Raw genomic sequence first — 18,063 nt, forward strand, 5'->3', positions numbered from 1 at the left:
GTGTTCCATGGCTGTAGATTATTCCTGCTCCGTTATTATTGTCGCCTACAATTCCTGTGACTTTATTCCTGCCTGTCTAAAGTCCGTCCGTGACGCAAGTGAAGGCTTGGATACCCAGGTCATTGTGTTGGACAATGGTTCGCCTGAACCCATATCTGCAGAAATCAAGGCGTTCTTCCCTGAAGTCCTGTGGATAGATTCCAAGGAAAATCTGGGCTTTGGTAAGGGATGTAATCTTGCTGTAAAGTCGGCTACCAACCCCTATCTGTTCTTTATCAATCCGGATACTCTCGTTTCCAAGGATTCCTTCCGCAAGATGCTGGAATTCGTGCAGGAACATCCGGAAACGGGTCTTGCCGGCAGCCGTATCCTGAATGAGGATGGTTCCCTGCAATTGGCTTGCCGCCGTTCGTTCCCCACGGCGTTCTCTGCCATTTCAAAGACGGTGGGGCTGGCCGCCTTGTTTCCCAAGAGCAAGCTGTTTGCTTCCTACAACATGACCTACGCCGACCCCGAAGAGGTTACGGAAGTGGATGCCATCAGCGGATCCTTCTTCTGCATGCGTCGTGACTTGTACGAACAGCTGAAGGGCTTTGATGAAGACTTCTTCATGTATGGTGAGGACCTGGACCTTTGCTTCCGTGCAAAAGTGGCTGGTTTCAAGAACTATTACACTCCGGCAACCAATATCCTTCATTTCAAGGGACAGAGCTGCAAGACTCGCCGTTGGAAATCCTATGTGGATTTCTACAAGGCCATGATTATTTTCGTGAAGAAGCATAAGGACTTGTACTTTGTGCCGACACTGTTTGTGACTTTGGGTATCCTGTTTGCTGCCTTTGTGGGAATGTTCTCCCGCCTGATTCCAAAGTTCTGGAAAATCTTCCTGGATTTGGGTGTGGTGGCTCTGTGGGGACTTGTGGCCAACGTCCATTTTGAAAACGGCTGGTTGATTGCGGGTGTTGTAGCCTTGATCAATATCGTCTTCCTTACCTTTAGGGGGGAGTACGCTAACGGTAGTTTGAAGGGGGAGAGATTTATCCGCTTTCTGCTACCTCTAAATATACTGGCTGTGGCAGGAGTCTGTTTGCCTTATTTGTTGCCTCTGGACGACATGCCTAGCGCTAAGAGTCACTTTATTCACGCTCTGCTTGAATTGGAAGTGTCCTGCTTATTTATCCCCCTGGCCCTCAAGGCCTGGCGTCGTGTGGCTTTCTGGATAAACTATTTCTACCGCATTTTTGCCAAGAAACGTCATCGTTCCATTTTGCTGGGCGGCTCCCAGGATTCTCTGGACAACTGGTTTGACCGTTACAACGTGATTCCCGGTATCGAAATTCTGGGTTGCGTATCCAATGACCCTAAGGCGGTTTCCGAAAGCAATCGTCAGCACCTGTTGGGCCCCCTTTCCAGTATGGAGTCTGTTTGCAATCGAACTGGCTGCCGCGAACTTCTGGTGGTGTCCAATTTCTCTGGATATTGTGAGCCCTACGACGTAAATTGGCTTGAAAAGTTGGGTTTACGTGTGTTTTTGCTCATAGGAAACGGAAAAGATGGCGATTATGCCCTTGTAAACCTTAAATACCTCCATTAGGTCTACAACGTTTTCGCGAAATGATATTATTTTTGTGTAAGTAATTGGTAATAAAGGTCTTATGTTAGATTCTAAGCTTTTGGATATTATTTGCTGCCCCGAAACTCGTGCAGCCCTCAAGTTGGCAGATAGCGAACGTCTTTCTGCCTTGAATAGTGCTATTTCTGCCGGAACCCTCAAGAATGTGGGGGGTGAAACAATTACTGAATCCTTGACCGAGGCTTTGATTACTGCTGACGGTTCTAGGGTTTACCCTGTCCGTGAAGGAATTCCTGTCCTTTTGTCTGACGAAGCAATTTTGCTCTAATTGTAGAGGTGTTTATGGCGGTGACGTTGGAATCTCTAAAAAAGTCTGTAGGCAAGAAAAACAGTAAGTCCAAGATTTTTGCCTGGCTTGCCGATATGGAACTTGCTGCAGGTGATTTGGACACTGCTCTTCAGAGAGTCAACGGTGGTTTGACCCTTTATCCTGGTGATATTGCGGCTAGACTTGTTCGTTCCAAGATTCTCTTTCAGAAAGAAGAATTTGAAGATTGCGTACAGGAATGCACCAACATTCTTGTGATGGATCCGTTTAACCTGGCTGCCCAAAAGATTATGGGCGACGCTTATGATCGCCTGGGAAATGTCGCCGAACGTAACCGCTGCTACCGTCGCTACCATGACATGGATCCCCTGAACAAGTTCTGGAAGGATGAATACGATGTCATTCCTGAGGCTGCAGTCGTGGCCGAAGCCGCTGCTGTTGCTGGCGCCGCTACCGAAGAAGTTTCTGGTGGCTTTGACGTTCCGTCTGATGGTGACGATTCTCTGAACTTCAATCTTTCTGATGCCCTGTCATCCGGAAATGATGATGAATCCTCCGATGGTGGTCTTTTCGAAAAATCCAATTCTAATACTGGACTCTTTAGCGGTCCTGATGATTCTGCTGACGATGAATCTCTTGGGGGAGGCTTGTTTGAAAAGTCTAACTCCGGTGGCCGCTCCTTTGAAAAGGCCTTTGGTGAAGCTTTCGGCGAAACCTCTGACGATGATGTTGCTTCTGAAAGCATGGGTTCGTCGGGTTTGTTCAGCTCCGGTATGCAGGAGGATGACGCTCCTGCAGAACAGTCTTCCTCTTTTGGTTTTGGCTTTGCTTCAGAGAGCAGTTCGTCTAACGATGATGATCCGTTTGCTGCTCTTGCCGCCATGCTTCCGAACAGCGATTCCGGTGATGATGCCGCAATCGATGAACTGACTGCTTCGCTTGATTCTGTTATGGATTCCATTAGGGCTGACGATGATATCGATAAGCCCATTGAAGAATTCCCTGCAGATGACAATGTTTCCGGCAACGATGTTAATGCCGCCCTGTCGGATATGTTCGGCCTAGATGATGATCTTGAAGCCGAAGAAATGCCTGCTCCCAAGGCTGCTGATTTCTCTGCATCTGTTGTGGATGAAGCTGCCGAAGCAAATGCATCCAAGATTTTTGAAAGCCAGTCTACAGCTTCTGCTGACAAGCCCCTGAGTGTAGATGACGCCTTCGATTCTATTTTCGGTGAAGATGAACTTCCTGAAGAATTCGGTTCCGCACCTGCAGCCTCTGCTGCAGCTCCTGCCGCTCCGGCACCCGTAGAACCGGCTGCCGAAGAATCTTCCTTGTTTGAAAAGTCATCTTCTTTTGCCGATGATTCCTTCTCTTCTTTGACTTCCTTCGAAGAACCCGCTGCACCTGCAGCTCTGGAAGAACCTGCCGCTCCGGCTGCACCTGCCGCAGACAAGCCCTTGAGCGTGGACGATGCCTTTGATTCTATTTTCGGCGAAGATGAACTTCCTGATGAATTTGGTTCTGCACCTGCCGCTCCGGCTGCACCTGTTGAAGCCGCAGCACCTGTAGAAACAATTGCTCCTGCTGCCGAACTGGCTGACGAACCGGCTGGTTTCTCGATGTTTGAAAAGTCCGCCGATGCAGACTTTAGCACTACATCTCTGGATTCCATGTCAGACGAACCTCTGTCTGAATCTATTTCCGCTTTGTCTGATATTCCTGCCGTACCGGAGGCTCCGGTCGCAGCCGCTCCCGCTGCCGATAAGCCTGTGAGCGTGGATGACGCCTTTGGTTCTATTTTCGGTGAAGATGAACTTCCCGAAGAAAATCTCTTTGAAAAGTCCAGCGAATCTTCTGAACTGTCTCTTGGCGGTGATGACAATCTCTCCTTCGACGCTCCGGTTGACATGCTTGCCGAAGGTCAGGCTGAACAAGCTGCAGAAGAAACATTTGAAGTTCCTGCCCTAGAAACTACCGAAGAACCGAAGTTTGTATCGGAAGTGGATGTTCCTTCCGATCCGCAGATCGCTTCTCCCATGTCGTTCATGGATGACGATTCTGAAGTTGGTTCTGCTTTCAATTCCATCTTTGGCGCGGATGATGATCTGCCCGAGGAAAAGGCTGAAAAAACACTTGTTGAACAAGTTAATTTGGCTGAATCGGAATTGACTATGCCCGAAGCCCCTGTTTCCGAAAAACAGGAATCTACTGATATTGCTCAGGAAATGGGCGGTGCATTTGCATCCATGTTTGGTGATGACGATGATTTGGATTTGCCTGGCATGAATTCAGAAACCGAATCGTCTGACTTGAATTTTGAATCCGCACAGCAGCTCACGACTGCCGCTGTAGAAGAATCTCTGCAGAATCCTGCATCGGGTAATTTGGAAACGGATTTGAATAAGTCCTTCGACAGTCTTTTTGGTGGCGATGATGATTTTGTCGCCCCTGAGGTTGGTTCCGCGGCTCCTTCTGAAGTTGCTCCTGAGGCAGACGTTTCTTTCGTCGAAAAGCCCGTTGCCGGAAATCCGGACCTGGCTTCTCTGGAAAGTGAAGTTTCCGGTGCCTTTAAGGGTCTGTTCGACATGGAAGATGATGCGCTGACCGAAACACCCAAGACTACTGGCAGCGGCATGGATTTCTTGATGTCAGGTGACTCTGACGATGAAATCACTGCTGGCCTTGTAAAGAATCCGGATGCTCCTATCGAAAGGGGCGCACTGAATCTTGATGATAGCATGGGAACTAGAACCTTGGCAGAAATCTATTTTGACCAGGGACTTTATGCCGACGCTCTCAAGATGTACCAGGAACTGGTTCAGCGTGAACCCGGTGATCAGGAACTTGCGGCCCGTAAGGATGAAATTGAAAAGATTTTCCGTGACAAGTTTGGAGGTAACACCTAATGGCAGAACAGGCTCAGCTTCGTATTGAACAGCTCTTGCGCGAAATGGTGAATCGCAAGGCTTCTGATATGCACATTCGCGTGGGTGTACCTCCGGTCTACCGTATTAACGGTGCCCTGACTAAACCTTTTGACATCCGCGTCGATGGCGGTATGATGGATTCCTTCCTGGATGATATCATGAATCGTGACCAAAAACTGCGTTTTGAACAGAATAAGGAATGCGACTTTGCTGTGGGCGCCCGCGATATGGGTCGTTTCCGTGTGAACGTGTTCCGTCAGCGCGGTTCCATCGCTATCGTTATCCGTCATATTAAGGCAAAGATTCCTCCCTTCGAAGAACTGCACTTGCCTGAAATCATCAAGAAGTTGGCTTTGACCAAGCGCGGCCTTATTCTGGTGACGGGTACGACGGGTTCTGGTAAGTCTACCACCTTGGCTTCTATGCTGGATTACATTAACCAGAGCGAAGCGGTGAACATCATTACCGTTGAAGATCCTATCGAATACCTCTATAAGGATAACGTCGCCATTATTTCTCAGCGTGAAATTGGCGTAGATACCCTTTCTTATGCGAATGCCCTTCGTGCCGCTCTTCGTCAGGACCCTGACGTTTTGCTGGTGGGCGAAATTCGTGACCTGGAAACCATGCAGATTGCCATGACCGCTGCTGATACCGGTCATATGGTGTTCGCTACGATTCATACCACCAACGCAACTGAAACTATTCACCGTGTGCTTTCTATGTACCCGCCGCACCAGCATGATGAAATCCGTCTGCTTCTGGGTGAAGTTCTGGCGGGCATTATTTCTCTGCGCTTGCTGCCCACCAAGGATGGCAAGGGTCGTGTTCCCGCAGCAGAAATTCTGGTGAACACCGGTGCCGTTCGCGAGTACATCCAGGACAAGGATAAGAACGATCTTATTGAAGAAGCTATCGCTGATGGTCATATGCAGTACCAGAGCCAGACCTTTGACCAGGCCTTGCTGGAACTGTATCAGACCGAACAGATTACCCTTGAAACTGCAATGAATGCCGCTACCAACCGTGATGACTTCGATCTTAAGATCCGCGGTATTTCCGGCACTTCTGATCGCGGCTGGATGTAATCGTTCTAGACCTTGCGAATATTTCCGCAAATTTTGCAAAGAACACCGGTTAAAAGCCGGTGTTTTTTTTGTTTTCCTCAGGGGTAAACTGCGCGGAATTTGATTGCTGGGGGAGGTGTGCGCTGCTTTTGGAAAAGGACCCTCCGACGAATCGGAAGGTCCTTTGGGGGTTAGGAGGGTAATTTCTTAGTTGTAGTAAACGGTGCTTCCGTTGGGGAAGGTGACGTTCTTGCTATAACTGTTGATGTTGCTTATGGTAGAAACCTGGCTGGTGCCTTGGATGTAGCTGCCGGAAGTAGTGGGCTTGAAAGCGATGCTGGAGTTACCGTAGTAGCCGTTGGTGTTGAAGCTTACGTTGTAGCTGGTGCCCGCCTCGGACTTACTTTTGCTGAAGCCGAGAAGTGTCTTTGTGGTGAGTGTTGCTGTGCCGTCAGAGTCGAAGGAACCGCCCATGCCGCCGCTAATCTGGCATTCTACCACCACGACGCCGCCGGAAATGGTCAGTTCGCCGTTGGAGTCGATGCCGTCGGTATCACCGGAACCTGTCTTTACGTAGTGTACGCCACCGGTTACAGTAAGATGTCCGCTGGAACTGCCCATGCCGCCCATGCCTCCGCCGAATCCACCGGGACGATTGCCCCAGTTGTTGCCTCCAGTCTGCGTGCTGTTGCCGGAACCGTCATTGCCACCAGCTGCATTCCAGCCGTCATCGGAACCGTAAACGTCAGTAACGCCACCGCTGATGGTGATGTACCAGGCCTCAAGACCTTCGTAGGAGTCCTTCACGTAGACGGTACCGTTTGTGATGCGTAGGGAGGAGTCTGCATGGACTCCGTCATTGCCCTTTGCGGTAATCGTTGTAAATCCGCCGTTGAAGTCAATATTCAGATTGCTGTGGACGCCGTCGTCGCCGGAAGTCACCGTGTTTTCGCCGCCGTTGATGTAGACGCGGTTCTCGGAAACGATGCCTTTGCCCGTGGAATTCACCTTGATGGAAGGAACCGAGACGCTATCGGAAATCATCACATAGTTGAAGGCCTGAATGCCGTCATCACCGGCCTTGGTAATGTTGATGGAGCCGCCCTTGATGCTTACGATGCCCTTGCCTTCAATAATAGTGGTATCGCTTCCGTTTACGGTGCATTCATCGCTCTTGATGCCATCGCCGGAAGTGGCTATGATGGTGATGTTGCCTTTTTCAACATCTACGAGGCCCTTGCCCTTGATGCCGTTGTTCTTGGCGGTGACATTGATGGTGGTTTCGCCGCGGAAGCGGAGATCGTTGGAACTCTGGATGCCGTTATTGTAGTTGCCGGTGACGTTCAAGGTGCCGGTTCCCTTGAAGGTCATGTCGTCCTTGGAGTAGATGGCTGCGTTTGTGGTGTCTGTTTTAGTAACGCCGTTGCTGTTGACGTAGGTATGGGTCTTGGTGCGGGTGTTTCCGTCGCTTAGGGTGTTGACGGTTTCACTTTTTGCAACTACGAAAGTCTTGCTTGCCTGTTGCACGTAAATGGGAGCGTCTGCGGTGTTTTCGAGTGTGAGACCGCGAAGGTTCAGGTAGACTCCGGAATCTGCCTTGGGGGAGTTGACGCGGATCTGGGCGTCGGCTCCCTTGTAGCTACCGCTAAATTCATATTCGCCGGCGCAGGTGATTTCTACTTCGCCTCCGTTTACAGTAACGCAGCCGTTGTCATTTGTGAGGGTTGCGCCAGATGTAGCGTAGGTAATGGTGGGGGAGTTCCCGTTGGAGGCGGATTCGTAGCTGCCGCTAGAAACGGCTATGCCTGTAGAAGAGGAGCTGGCGGCCCCAACCGGATTTTCTGCGACGCTTGTGCTGGAAGCGGGAGTGTCCGTACCCTCAATGGGGTTCGTGTCGGTAGATGGGGTGCCGGCCGTGGGTTGGGTCAAGATAATCTTGTTGCAGTTGGCGTCGTACATGTAGGTGCTGCCATCTGCGCTAGAAATGACAGTGTTGATGGCGACGGTTCCGTCAACGGGATCGACGCATACATTGGTCGCCGGAATATCGGGACTGGGATTTTCAATGGACGGATCGCCAGAAGGAGTGGTTTGTGTTGCATCTCCGATGGTGGCGTTGGTGGTGTTTCCTGCGGCGTCTACAAAATATTGCAGCTGGTTGTTTGCATCGAAGCAATAGGTCGTGTTGCTGGTTTCATCAAACAGAGAAATCAAATCACCGCACAGGCTCTGTGTGCCGGCTTCGATTCCGCCCTGACCCAGTACTTCTGCAGTGTTTGCATCGACGGAACTGTCTGAACAGCCGCCCATTAGACCGAAAGAGAGGCTTGCGAAAGCCGAAATACCCAAAAACTTCCTTGATGTCATAATAGCCCTTTGAATTGAGTTTTCCTTACACTGCCTTGAAAGATATGTTTTGATTGAATTGTCTAGATGAAATAAAATGATGAATTTTATGGTAAGCCTACTATTAAATGGGATGAATTGTTCCAGGTGGAACAAAAATGACCGAAATCGTGTTAACGTACTGGTCCCCTAGAAAAGCAGGACGAAAAAAACTAAATTTATGGTCCACGATTCTTGAAAAATCAACATCTATGAAACATTATTTCTTGAAACCCATTTGTCTTTGGGCCATTTGTTGTAGCCTAGTTGTTTCAGCTTTTGCTGCATCTCCTGTCGTAGCTCCTGAAAACGTTCGCAATTTGCGGTTGCTTGAAAATTCACCCATGCTGTTTGAATTGCATCAGGTGACAACAGGGGAGGGGCGTCAGTTCTTCTCTTACCCGCGTCGCGATACCACCTTCCGCAAGAATTTCCTGAAGACCGAAGGCAATGCTCTTCTGGGTTATGATAACGTCCACGGCGGATCCATTTTAGGAAAGGGACGTAGTGCTGATAGTGCCCAACCGAGAATTGCCTTGGCCGTTTCACTGGTGGGTGGCCTGGATTATCGCGGTGGTGAGGCCTTGGGTGATACCGTTTGGCCCAGCATTGATGGTGGAATCTATCTGCGGGGTTTTGCGGATTCTGTTGATTTTGTTCTTGATGCCCGCATTTATGATGAAGGCCATTCTGCATCCAATCCGAAATCTTTTGACGGCGAATTCCTGGAAGTTCAGAAAGAGGAGAACAACTCCGGTATCGAATATACAAGCTATGCCCGCTACAGAACACACTTCGCCTTTAATCATGACTGGTTCAGGTTGGATTTAGGTCGAGATGTCTTGCACTGGGGCCCCGGCTATTACAATAACTTGTCCTTAAATCAGTTTGCGCTCCCGTACAACATGTTGACCATGGATTTGACCTTTGGTCCGTTGCGCGTTGTATCTTTCTATGCCGATCTTCGTATCTACTCCAGTATGAGTATGAAGAATAAGGATGAAAGCCGCAACCTGTTTGGACATCGTTACGAACTTGCTGTAGGGAACGGCACTTTCGGCATCAGTGAACTGCAGATGCTGTACGATAATATGAAACCTTGGCTCTTTGTTCCTACGGCTCCGCTGTTCATGGAAAAGGGCAACTACTCCGAAGACAGCAATAATGGTTCCTTGTCCTTTGATTTCAACTATCGTCTCTTTAGGTCAGTCCGTCTGTATACGGAATTCTTCCTGGATGATATGGAAAGCCCGGTAAGCCTGGTCAAGAACGACAATATCGAGGCCAAGTGGGCTTGGATGGCTGGCCTCCAGGGTGCTCATGACTTTGTTATAAAGGGACATCTTCTGGAAGCTGGTACCATTGCGGAATACGCCCGCATCGAACCTTACGTCTATTCTCATTTCCACAAGAACACGGCCCAGTTGGCTCATCTTGGTCGCCCCATTGGCAATCAGAACGGCCCTAACAGTCAGACTATTGACTGGACTGTTTATGGTCGATTGGACCACCGCATTTTCGCTTCCCTCCGTAATACCTGGTATTGGAAGGGAACGGACTATGGTAGTGCTTTGAATGATACCACGCCTCGTGTGGACCATATGAAAATTCACAAGGATTTCCTGAATGGTGCCAAGATGGAATATTCCCTGACGCCGTCTGTAAGCTACGAAGGCGAACGCCTGTTCTATCTGGCCGAAATAACTTTGTTCAACGATGAAAAAGTCTACCTCCGCGGTGGATTTAAGTGGTAAGCTCCTATGATCAAGCCTGAACTCCTTGCCCCTGCCGGGGACCTGACCCGAATGAAGTATGCCTTTGCCTATGGTGCCGACGCCGTATACGCTGGGCAGCCCGCTTTCTCTCTGCGTGCTCGTGAAAATGGTTTTAAGAATCTGGATGATCTGGCAGAAGGTATTGAATACGCTCATAAGCTGGGCAAGAAATTCTACCTGACCAGTAACGTTATTGCCCGCAATACCAAGGTGGAGGCTTTCCAGAACGCTCTTCTGGCCGCAATCGACAAGGGCCCCGATGCGCTTATCGTTGCCGATGCCGGTATTATCGGTTGGCTTCGCCAGGTGCGCCCCAACGTAGAAGTTCATGTGTCTGTACAGGCCAACACCACGAACTACATTACGGCAAAATTTTGGCATGATTTGGGTTGTACCCGCGTGATTCTGAGCCGCGAACTTCGCCTGCCCGAAGTCCTTGAAATCAAGGAAAAGAATCCGGGGCTTGAACTGGAAGTGTTCGTGCATGGTGCTGTATGCATGTCCATGTCTGGCCGTTGCATGCTGTCTAACTGGGTGACTCATCGTGACGCTAATCAGGGTGCCTGCGACAACTCCTGCCGCATGCCTTACCGCCTATATGCCAATGAAGGTCCTCAGGTGGAAGATTACCGCGAACATGAAGGCAATTTCACCTTGCAGCGTACAGACCGCCCGGAACTGGATCCCATCGCTCTGGATGAGGATACCTGGGGTACCTATTTCATGAGCAGCCGTGATCTTTGCGCCATGGATGTGATTCCCGAATTGATGAAGAACAATCTGGAATCTTTCAAGATTGAGGGCCGAACCAAGTCTGTCTATTATCTGAGTCAGGTGGTTCGCGCCTACCGTCTTGCCATTGACGCCTGCTATGCCCAGGCCCAGGCCGGTCAGGAAATGAGTATTCCCGATGTGGCTCGCGAGGCGATTTCCTTCCTGGACGGTCGTGGTTTTATGACGGGTTTCATGAAGGGACCGCTGCCCCAGAACTATGAATCGACCCATCTGGACGCCGATGCCGGTTGTGTGGCCGCCCAGGTTCTTGATTATGACCCTGATACCCGTTCCTGCCGCGTCAATGTGAAAAATCCGTTTACGATGGATGATTCCCTGTTGTTGATGACCCCCTCTGAAATGGCCCCCTGTGAAGTGGTTTCCATGAATGATTTTAGGGGAGGCGCTGCCGACCGTCTGAATCCGGGAACTGAGGGAAGAATCTTCTTACCGGAAGGTGTAAAAATTTCTTCTGAAAATGCTAAATTCTGCTTTTTTGTGAAGAAATTCCCCAATAAATAGGAATATTTGATAAATTTAAAGCATGGCCGTAGACGAAGCTACCAAAAAACAGGACGAGCTAGAGCTTTATCAAATTGATGATAAGGCTATTGTTCCGTTTTTTGCCAGCCACCTGGATGAACTGAAAAAATTCATCCAGGAACATAAGGATCAGCATCTTTCCCTGCTGGAACTACTAAAGCAGTTCATCAGGACTTATAAGCTTCCCTTTAATATGCAGCGTTATATGGCCGTGCAGACCACCTATATCAGGCAGACTCTGCAAGAGAAAATGCTTGACCGTCAGGTTGCCGTAAGCCATTGGATTCAGGAACATGCCGGCAAGCACCGCAATCGTATGATTCAGCTCCAGTGCCTGTATCTGGATCGCATTAAGGACCGCCTTCTGCCTGAAATCGAGGCCATGCTGGAACACCGGATCGAGACTCTTCAGTCTAAAATGGACCGCCACGAAGAACAATAGTTCTAACTCGTTGAGTTTCAAGGAATTCCGAAAAAAATGGCGAAATCTGCTTAAAAAGGGCAGGTTATTTTTTTATATGCTTTAAGATTAGATGTTTTTTGCTCCCTTGGAAAGGGCGTTTTTTTTGTCAAGAGATTGTTCAAAATTTTTCTGTTGATAAGTTGTGTTTTTTAGTGTGGTGCAGTTTTGATTGATGCGTGATTAATTGAGTGCGTAAATTGGATAGAACGGTGGATTTTGAGGTAAAAATTTTTTTTTGCCTTTTTTGATTGAAAAAACGCGTTTTATAAGAAAAATTTATGGTAAGGGCTCAATCCTGGAGCCCTTTACTTAACTTTAGACCACGTTTGTAGTTTTTCTTACTTTGGTTTTGCGTGTCGAATACTGTTTCTATTTTTGATGTTGTTGAGTCGCCCTGGAAGTCTGTGCTGGACTTGGTGCGTCAAGAATGCAACGACTATTTTGGGCTTACTATTCTCGATGCAGTCGGGTTTGATGGGGTGCGCGATGGCTATGCACTTCTGACCGTTCCCGACGAACTGCGCGAAAACTGGATCAATACCCATTACGGCGACATTCTTCGTAAGGCTTTCAGGTCTGTATTCGGCACAGAATTTGTTGATTACCGTATTCGTCAGGTGGCACCCACGGCTCCCGTTCCCGAAATGAGTTTTTCGGCCCCGGTGCCTCCGCGTCCTGTTATTGCCCGCCCCAAAAAGGTTGTAAAACGTAGACCTAAGCTAAATCTTTATGCGGCCTATACCTTTGAAAATTTTATTGAAGGTGAAAGTAATTCGACCGCCTATAAGGCTTGCAAATCTGTTTCCGAGAATCCTGGCGACCCTGCCTTGAATCCGCTGTTTGTATATGGCGATTCTGGCCTTGGTAAAACACATCTTTTGCAGTCTATAGCAGCAAGTATTCAGAAGAATCGTCCCGAGGCAAGGATTGTTTACTGCCACGCCTATGATTTCTTGCGTGATGCGACAGCAACGGCCAATGCTCTGAAAAAGAAAACGGGAAATGTGCGTGAACTGGCCGAAGCCTTTCAGGATAAGTACGAAAATTGCGATATCCTCCTGCTGGATGATGTCCAGCTACTTGAAAGGGGTATTCGGTCCCAGGAACGCCTTGCGATCCTGATTCGTCATCTTCGTGCAGTGGGTAAGCAGGTTGTCCTTTCCTGCGATTGCCATCCGTCAAAGTTTACCATCGCAGATACCAAGGAAGATGCAAAGAAATGCGTTTCCTCGGGAATCCGCTGTATATCCACTAAGCTTTTGGCTCCCATTGAATCTTGTGTCGCCGTAGGAATTGATGAACCTGATCTGCAGACAAGAATGCGACTTATCCAGAAGATGGGTGTTTCTGTTCCCTTTGCAGATCGAGACAGGGAAGAAATCTATAGATTCCTCTCTATTCCGCGTCGTCAGAATGTTCGTGTACTTGAAGGTATGCTTCATTGGCTTGGCGCCATGAACCGTTTCTGTCAGGAAAATCTGGATTTGAATGCGGTACGTCGCTTGACTGCACCTAACGATTCCTCTGCTCGTGAGGCGTTGACCTTGAAGAGCATTGCCGAAACGGTGGCTTTTGAATTTGAAACGGACTTGATTTCCTTGGGGAGCAAGCGCCAGGATGCTGGCATTGCCTTGCCCCGTAAGGTGGCCATGTTCCTTTGCCGTGAAATGACGACGGAATCTCTCCAGAATATTGGGGCAACTTTCAACCGTGACTACGCCACAGTTATCGCCGCCATCCAGTCTTTGAAAAAGCAGATGGGTATCGATGAAAACCTTGCCCGCAAGGTTCAAGATATCCGGTATTTGCTGGAAGCCTAGCAATGCTTGCTTTGGTGACGGGGGGTGCTGGCGTCGTAGGGAAGGCGCTATGTCGGGAACTCATGGCACAGAATGTGTGTGTGCGTGTCTTGACTCTTCCGGGCGATACTTTGGCTAGTTCGTTGCCGAAGGAAGTTGAAGTTTTTTATGGGGATGTTACTAAACCCGAAACCATGAGAGCTGCCTTTGATGGGGTAGACGTGGTTTACCACCTGGCGGCAATACTTCTTTCTACAAAAGCGGGTGCCTTTGACTTTGTGAATTTTCAGGGGACCAAGAACGTTGTTGACGCGGCTCTTGAAGCAAAGGTTAAACGTTTTCTGTATGTTTCCAGTATATCCGTTACTTATCCTATACTGACTGCTTACGGACAAAGTAAATTAAAAGGGGAGTCCTATGTAAAGGCCGCAGGGGAACACGGCTTGCGTTGGACCATTGTGCGTCCTACCCTTGTAATCGGAGATGGTGGCGGAATTGAATACAATATGTTTGCCGCCTATGTAAAACGTTTCCCTGTTTATTTTTTACCGGGGGGCGGAAAGTCCTTGAAGCGTCCGGTCCGGAGCGTTGACCTTGTAAAGGGTATCGTGGCGGCTGGTCTTTCGGAATATACTCGTGGCAAGACTTACGCTTTGGCTGGCTCCACTCCCATATCCATGGCTCAAATGGCTAAAAAAATATTGGCTGCCGCTGGCAAGCGACATTTGATGATTCCCATTCCCTGGTGGATTGCCCGAAAGGTGGCTGTACTGAAAAGCTGGATTGGGGGCCGTCCCGTAACGGCAGAACAGGCTCTGGCTGGCTTTCTTTATGATGCTGTTCCCGAAATTGACTCCGCACGCCGCGATTTGGGGTATAATCCGGGAAACCCCTTTGCATAATGTAAATTTTTAGTTTATATTCTTTGTTGAAAAGAAAATTGAGGTTTTTCAATGAAGAAATTATCCGTCTTTGCTGCCGCAGCAGCCATGTCTCTTGCCTTTACTGCCTGTGGCGGTGATAGCAGTTCTTCCAATGTTGAACGTGAAGAAGATTCCTCCAGCAGCGTCGAAGAATCTTCCTCCTCTGTAGCAGAAGAATCCTCCTCTTCCGCAAAGGAAGAAAAGGGTGACCTGCCTAAGGGCGCACGTGTTGCCACTCTGGAAGACCTGGAAAAGAATTATTCTCTTCCCCTGTTTGGTACAGATCTTTACTTGGCTACAGGCTCCAAGCTGGGTGTGTTCTCCTTGTGGATTCCCGATACCGCATGGGTGGCTTTCCGCTCTGATTTCAAGGACGGTGTCCTGGAATTTTCTGAAGAAGGCAAGAACGGCAGCTTCCTGGGTGCTGATTTCGCCGTTGCCGATTCCCTGCAGAAATTGTTCAAGAAGGGTGCTACTATTAAGCTCATCGTGAACAGCGAAGACCAGCTTCAGTATTCCCTGAACGGTAGCAAGTATGCCGACCTGAAAACGGCTAAGGTTAAAATTTCTGAAAACGTGATTTCCGATGGTAGCAAGTTGAATGGCTTGACCTTGGAATGCAAACAGGAAAAGTCAACTGTTAAGTATTCCTTCTACGAAGGCCGCTACGTTGCTGAATCAGGTGATGAATGGGAAGCTGGTTACTATGATATCCAGCGCAGCAAGTTGTTGATGCTTCCGACCTTTATCGAAAAGGAATCCTATTTGCCGCTGGTGACCATGACTGTGGGTACCGACTATACTATGGATGACGCCACTGGTGGTCAGCAGACTTGTAAGTCTTCCAGCAACAAGTATGAAGCTATTAATCACGAGAAGATTGCTGGCGAATGGGTTGCCGACAAGGACGGTTATGACTGGACCTTGACGTTGAAGGATTCCGGCAAGTACAGTGTCGACTCCAAGAAGGGCAACACCACCGTCCTTAACAATTCCGGTGTCTGGGATGTTTATGGCAATGTGCTTCTGATCAAGAATACCGCTTGTAGCGAACCTGAAAAATGCCTGACTGGCATTAAGGGTGTCGTTAGCGGTTTCGATGCCAAGAAGGGCTTCAACTTGGATCACTCCAATACTGAAGAACCGTCCATGCCGACTGTATGGACCATGCCTCAGTATGAGTAATCTAGCGCTTGATTTTTAAGCGGTCGCCTGCACGTACCTTGGTGTCGTTGAGGTTATTCCATTTGACGATATCTTCGATGGTAACCTTGTACTGGCGGGCGATGTCCCAAAGGCTTTCGCCTTTCTGAACTTCATGAATGCGGTCATCTTCTTCGGATGGCTGCATTTCTTTTTTGGGTGCCGCAGGAACCTTAAGCTTTTGTCCCACGTCGATAACCGTGTTGGCGCCCATGTCGTTGAGTTCCTGGATTCTTTGTACCGTGGTCGAGAACTTTCTGGAAATGGCGGTAAGGTTATCCCCAGGTCTGACTGTATAGACTGTCAGCTTTTCTGCGGAATTAGACTTTCGTTCGCTCTTGTATTCGGCGCTCTTGGCCTGCTTTGCCGGTTTGGAAGGCGTGTGCTTGAATTCGGGAATCACGATGGAATCGCCGACGGCAAGACGCTTCTTGAATCCGTTGTTGGCCTGCAGAAGCAAAAGCACGGGAACTTCGTAGGACTTGGCGATGGCGGCATAGGAGTCTCCCGACTTTGCCACGTACTTTTCACCCTTGGCCAGCTTCGGACGTTCAACAGGAGTGGTGGCAACTGCGGCGGTCGGTTTCAATTCGGGCTTCGAAACGAAAACAGTGTCGCCTGCATTTACGAAAGAGGCGGCGTCCATGGAATTCCAGGCGCGGAGGTTTTCCTGGGAGGTTCCGAACTTGCGGGCGATCGAGGCCAGATTGTCGCCGGGCTGGACCACGTAAGTGCGGACTTTTTCAGGCTTCTTTCTGGCAGAAGAGGCCGACTTGGGCTTCGGCGTAATCCTGATGGGAATGAGCAAGGACTGTCCCGCCCTGATGCGGGTGTTCTTCATGTCGTTGGCTTGCTGCAGTTCTGAAACCTTGATGCCGTACATCCTGGCGATAGAACCCAGATTCTCGCCTCGCTTAACCTTGTGGTGGTGCCAGCTGGAGAAGTTGTTTTTCTCCATCTTGTCATAGCCGTCAACGAAGGCCGCTCTTGTACCGACAGGCAGACGCAACAGGTAGGAGTCCTTGTTGGGGGGCGTGCACCATTTTACCAGTTCCATGTTAAGGCTGCGGAGGGTGTCTTCCTTGACCTTCAGAAGGTTTGCAACTTCTTCGAGAGGGAATGAATCGAAAACGGTTACCGTATCAAAGTCCGGCTGACGTTGCGGTTCCACAATCATATCGTACTGCTCGGGGAAGTGACCGACCACCATGGCTGCAAGAATACGGGGAACATAGCGCATGGTTTCCTTGGGAAGGTCCAACTCCCAGTAAGTGACGGCAAGGCTGGAATCTCTAGTGGAGTCTGCCTTCATTTCCTTGACCAGTCTGCGGACACGGCCTTCACCACAGTTGTAGGCGGCCATGGCCAACAGCCAGTCGCCGAATTCATCGTGCAGTCGCTTAAGATATTTGAGGGCCGCCTTTGTCGCCTTTTCCGGGTTGCGGCGCATGTCTACCCAGTAGTCTACTTCAAGACCATAGCGCTTGCCGGTTTCGGGAATGAACTGCCACATGCCAGATGCCTTGGCGCGGCTGTAGGCTTTAACCTTGAATCCAGATTCCACCAGGGAAAGGTAGATCAAGTCCCGCGGCATTTGGGCTGCATCCAGCTGGGCGTAGATCAGGGAATCGTAGGCGGTCTTTCTGTTCAGGGAGCCGGACATGAAGGACCGGGCCTGGTTGGTCATGTAGTAGATTTCCTGCATGACGCGGTCGTTGAATTCCACCGGCAGGGAGAACTGTTTTAGGTCAACGGTATCCAAAAAACTTTCAATGACTTGCAGAGTGGCGCTGTCGGCCTGGTTTTCGTCAAGATCGTCAATGCCTTCAATTGAAACTTCGTTCCTTACGAAATTTTCGGCGCTTTCTCCCATTTCGGCAACGTTGGGGTACACTTCATCAAGTGCCGAGACGATGCGCTGTGGCATGGTGGCTCTATAGAGGGAGTCTTCCTGGAACGAAATATTCTTGTAGGTGGAATCGTACTTTTCAGAAACGAGCTGCCTAAGGGATTCGTCCAGGTAATGTCTTGCCAAAAGCCACTCCTGATTTTCCATAGCCTGCAATGCGTACTGGTAGTACGTCCATGAAGGCCTCGAGGCGATAGCGTCGGAAACTTTTTCCTTGAGAGCCTGTTCCGTATAGGAATCATTCGTGGTATCTGCCGTCGTTTGCGGAGTCGGTTCCACTATAGGAGTTACCGGTGCGGGCTTAGAGGCGCAGCCTGTGAGGGTAAGGACTGCCAATGCAGAAAGTGTGCTTGCTAAAGAAATCTTATGGCGAAAAAATTTTTTCATCTTG

Annotated in this window: 12 protein-coding genes; 10 read left to right on the forward strand and 2 right to left on the reverse strand. The window is 49.3% G+C overall.

Translation table 11 applies throughout. The annotated features are described in order from the left end of the window. The first annotated feature begins 7 nt into the window (after positions 1–7). The 4 genes from MMG03_RS09930 to MMG03_RS09945 all read left to right on the forward strand — a co-directional run bounded on the left by MMG03_RS09930 (position 8) and on the right by MMG03_RS09945 (position 5,919). A complete protein-coding gene (locus MMG03_RS09930; RefSeq protein WP_073284801.1) occupies positions 8–1,594 on the forward strand; it encodes a glycosyltransferase family 2 protein in 1,587 nt (528 codons plus the stop codon). A 61-nt stretch (positions 1,595–1,655) separates the two neighbouring features. Further along, complete coding sequence (locus MMG03_RS09935) at positions 1,656–1,901, forward strand: Trm112 family protein (protein WP_073159995.1); 246 nt, start codon at positions 1,656–1,658, stop codon at positions 1,899–1,901. A 14-nt stretch (positions 1,902–1,915) separates the two neighbouring features. Further along, positions 1,916–4,810, forward strand: a complete 2,895-nt coding sequence (locus tag MMG03_RS09940) for a tetratricopeptide repeat protein (protein WP_101478923.1) — start codon at positions 1,916–1,918, stop codon at positions 4,808–4,810. Then, positions 4,810–5,919 carry a type IV pilus twitching motility protein PilT gene (locus MMG03_RS09945; RefSeq protein WP_073159999.1) on the forward strand — a complete coding sequence of 370 codons (1,110 nt, stop codon included), beginning with the start codon at positions 4,810–4,812 and terminating at the stop codon, positions 5,917–5,919. Before MMG03_RS09940 ends, MMG03_RS09945 begins: the two co-directional genes overlap by 1 nt. Before the next feature lie 186 nt (positions 5,920–6,105). Here the strand turns inward: MMG03_RS09945 and MMG03_RS09950 are convergent, their stop codons facing one another. Then, complete coding sequence (locus MMG03_RS09950; protein ID WP_249506187.1) at positions 6,106–8,265, reverse strand: carbohydrate-binding domain-containing protein; 2,160 nt, start codon at positions 8,263–8,265, stop codon at positions 6,106–6,108. A 362-nt stretch (positions 8,266–8,627) separates the two neighbouring features. Here MMG03_RS09950 and MMG03_RS09955 point away from each other — a divergent pair, with 362 nt between their 5' ends. The 6 genes from MMG03_RS09955 (at position 8,628) to MMG03_RS09980 (ending at position 15,745) form a co-directional block, all read left to right on the forward strand. After that, the gene (locus tag MMG03_RS09955; RefSeq protein WP_073160002.1) at positions 8,628–10,037 is read left to right on the forward strand and encodes a hypothetical protein; all 1,410 of its coding nucleotides are present in this window, start codon (positions 8,628–8,630) and stop codon (positions 10,035–10,037) included. Positions 10,038–10,043: 6 nt separating this feature from the next. Beyond that, a complete protein-coding gene (locus MMG03_RS09960) occupies positions 10,044–11,354 on the forward strand; it encodes a U32 family peptidase (protein WP_073160004.1) in 1,311 nt (436 codons plus the stop codon). Positions 11,355–11,376: 22 nt separating this feature from the next. After that, positions 11,377–11,817, forward strand: coding sequence for a hypothetical protein (locus MMG03_RS09965; protein ID WP_073236721.1), 441 nt, complete (start codon positions 11,377–11,379; stop codon positions 11,815–11,817). Between the two features lie 374 nt (positions 11,818–12,191). Beyond that, positions 12,192–13,658 (forward strand): DnaA ATPase domain-containing protein, encoded by a 1,467-nt coding sequence (locus tag MMG03_RS09970; protein ID WP_073160008.1) that lies wholly within the window; start codon positions 12,192–12,194, stop codon positions 13,656–13,658. 2 nt (positions 13,659–13,660) lie between these two features. Further along, positions 13,661–14,539: an NAD-dependent epimerase/dehydratase family protein gene (locus MMG03_RS09975; RefSeq protein WP_073160010.1), complete on the forward strand. Its 879-nt coding sequence runs from the start codon at positions 13,661–13,663 to the stop codon at positions 14,537–14,539. A 51-nt stretch (positions 14,540–14,590) separates the two neighbouring features. Further along, positions 14,591–15,745 (forward strand): hypothetical protein, encoded by a 1,155-nt coding sequence (locus MMG03_RS09980; RefSeq protein ID WP_101478927.1) that lies wholly within the window; start codon positions 14,591–14,593, stop codon positions 15,743–15,745. Between the two features lies 1 nt (position 15,746). On the opposite strand, the gene MMG03_RS09985 is transcribed toward MMG03_RS09980, so the two are convergent. Further along, positions 15,747–18,059 carry a LysM peptidoglycan-binding domain-containing protein gene (locus tag MMG03_RS09985; RefSeq protein WP_112132065.1) on the reverse strand — a complete coding sequence of 771 codons (2,313 nt, stop codon included), beginning with the start codon at positions 18,057–18,059 and terminating at the stop codon, positions 15,747–15,749. Positions 18,060–18,063 lie beyond the last annotated feature (4 nt).

It is taken from the genome of Fibrobacter sp. HC4 (assembly GCF_023373925.1).
Lineage (GTDB): Bacteria > Fibrobacterota > Fibrobacteria > Fibrobacterales > Fibrobacteraceae > Fibrobacter.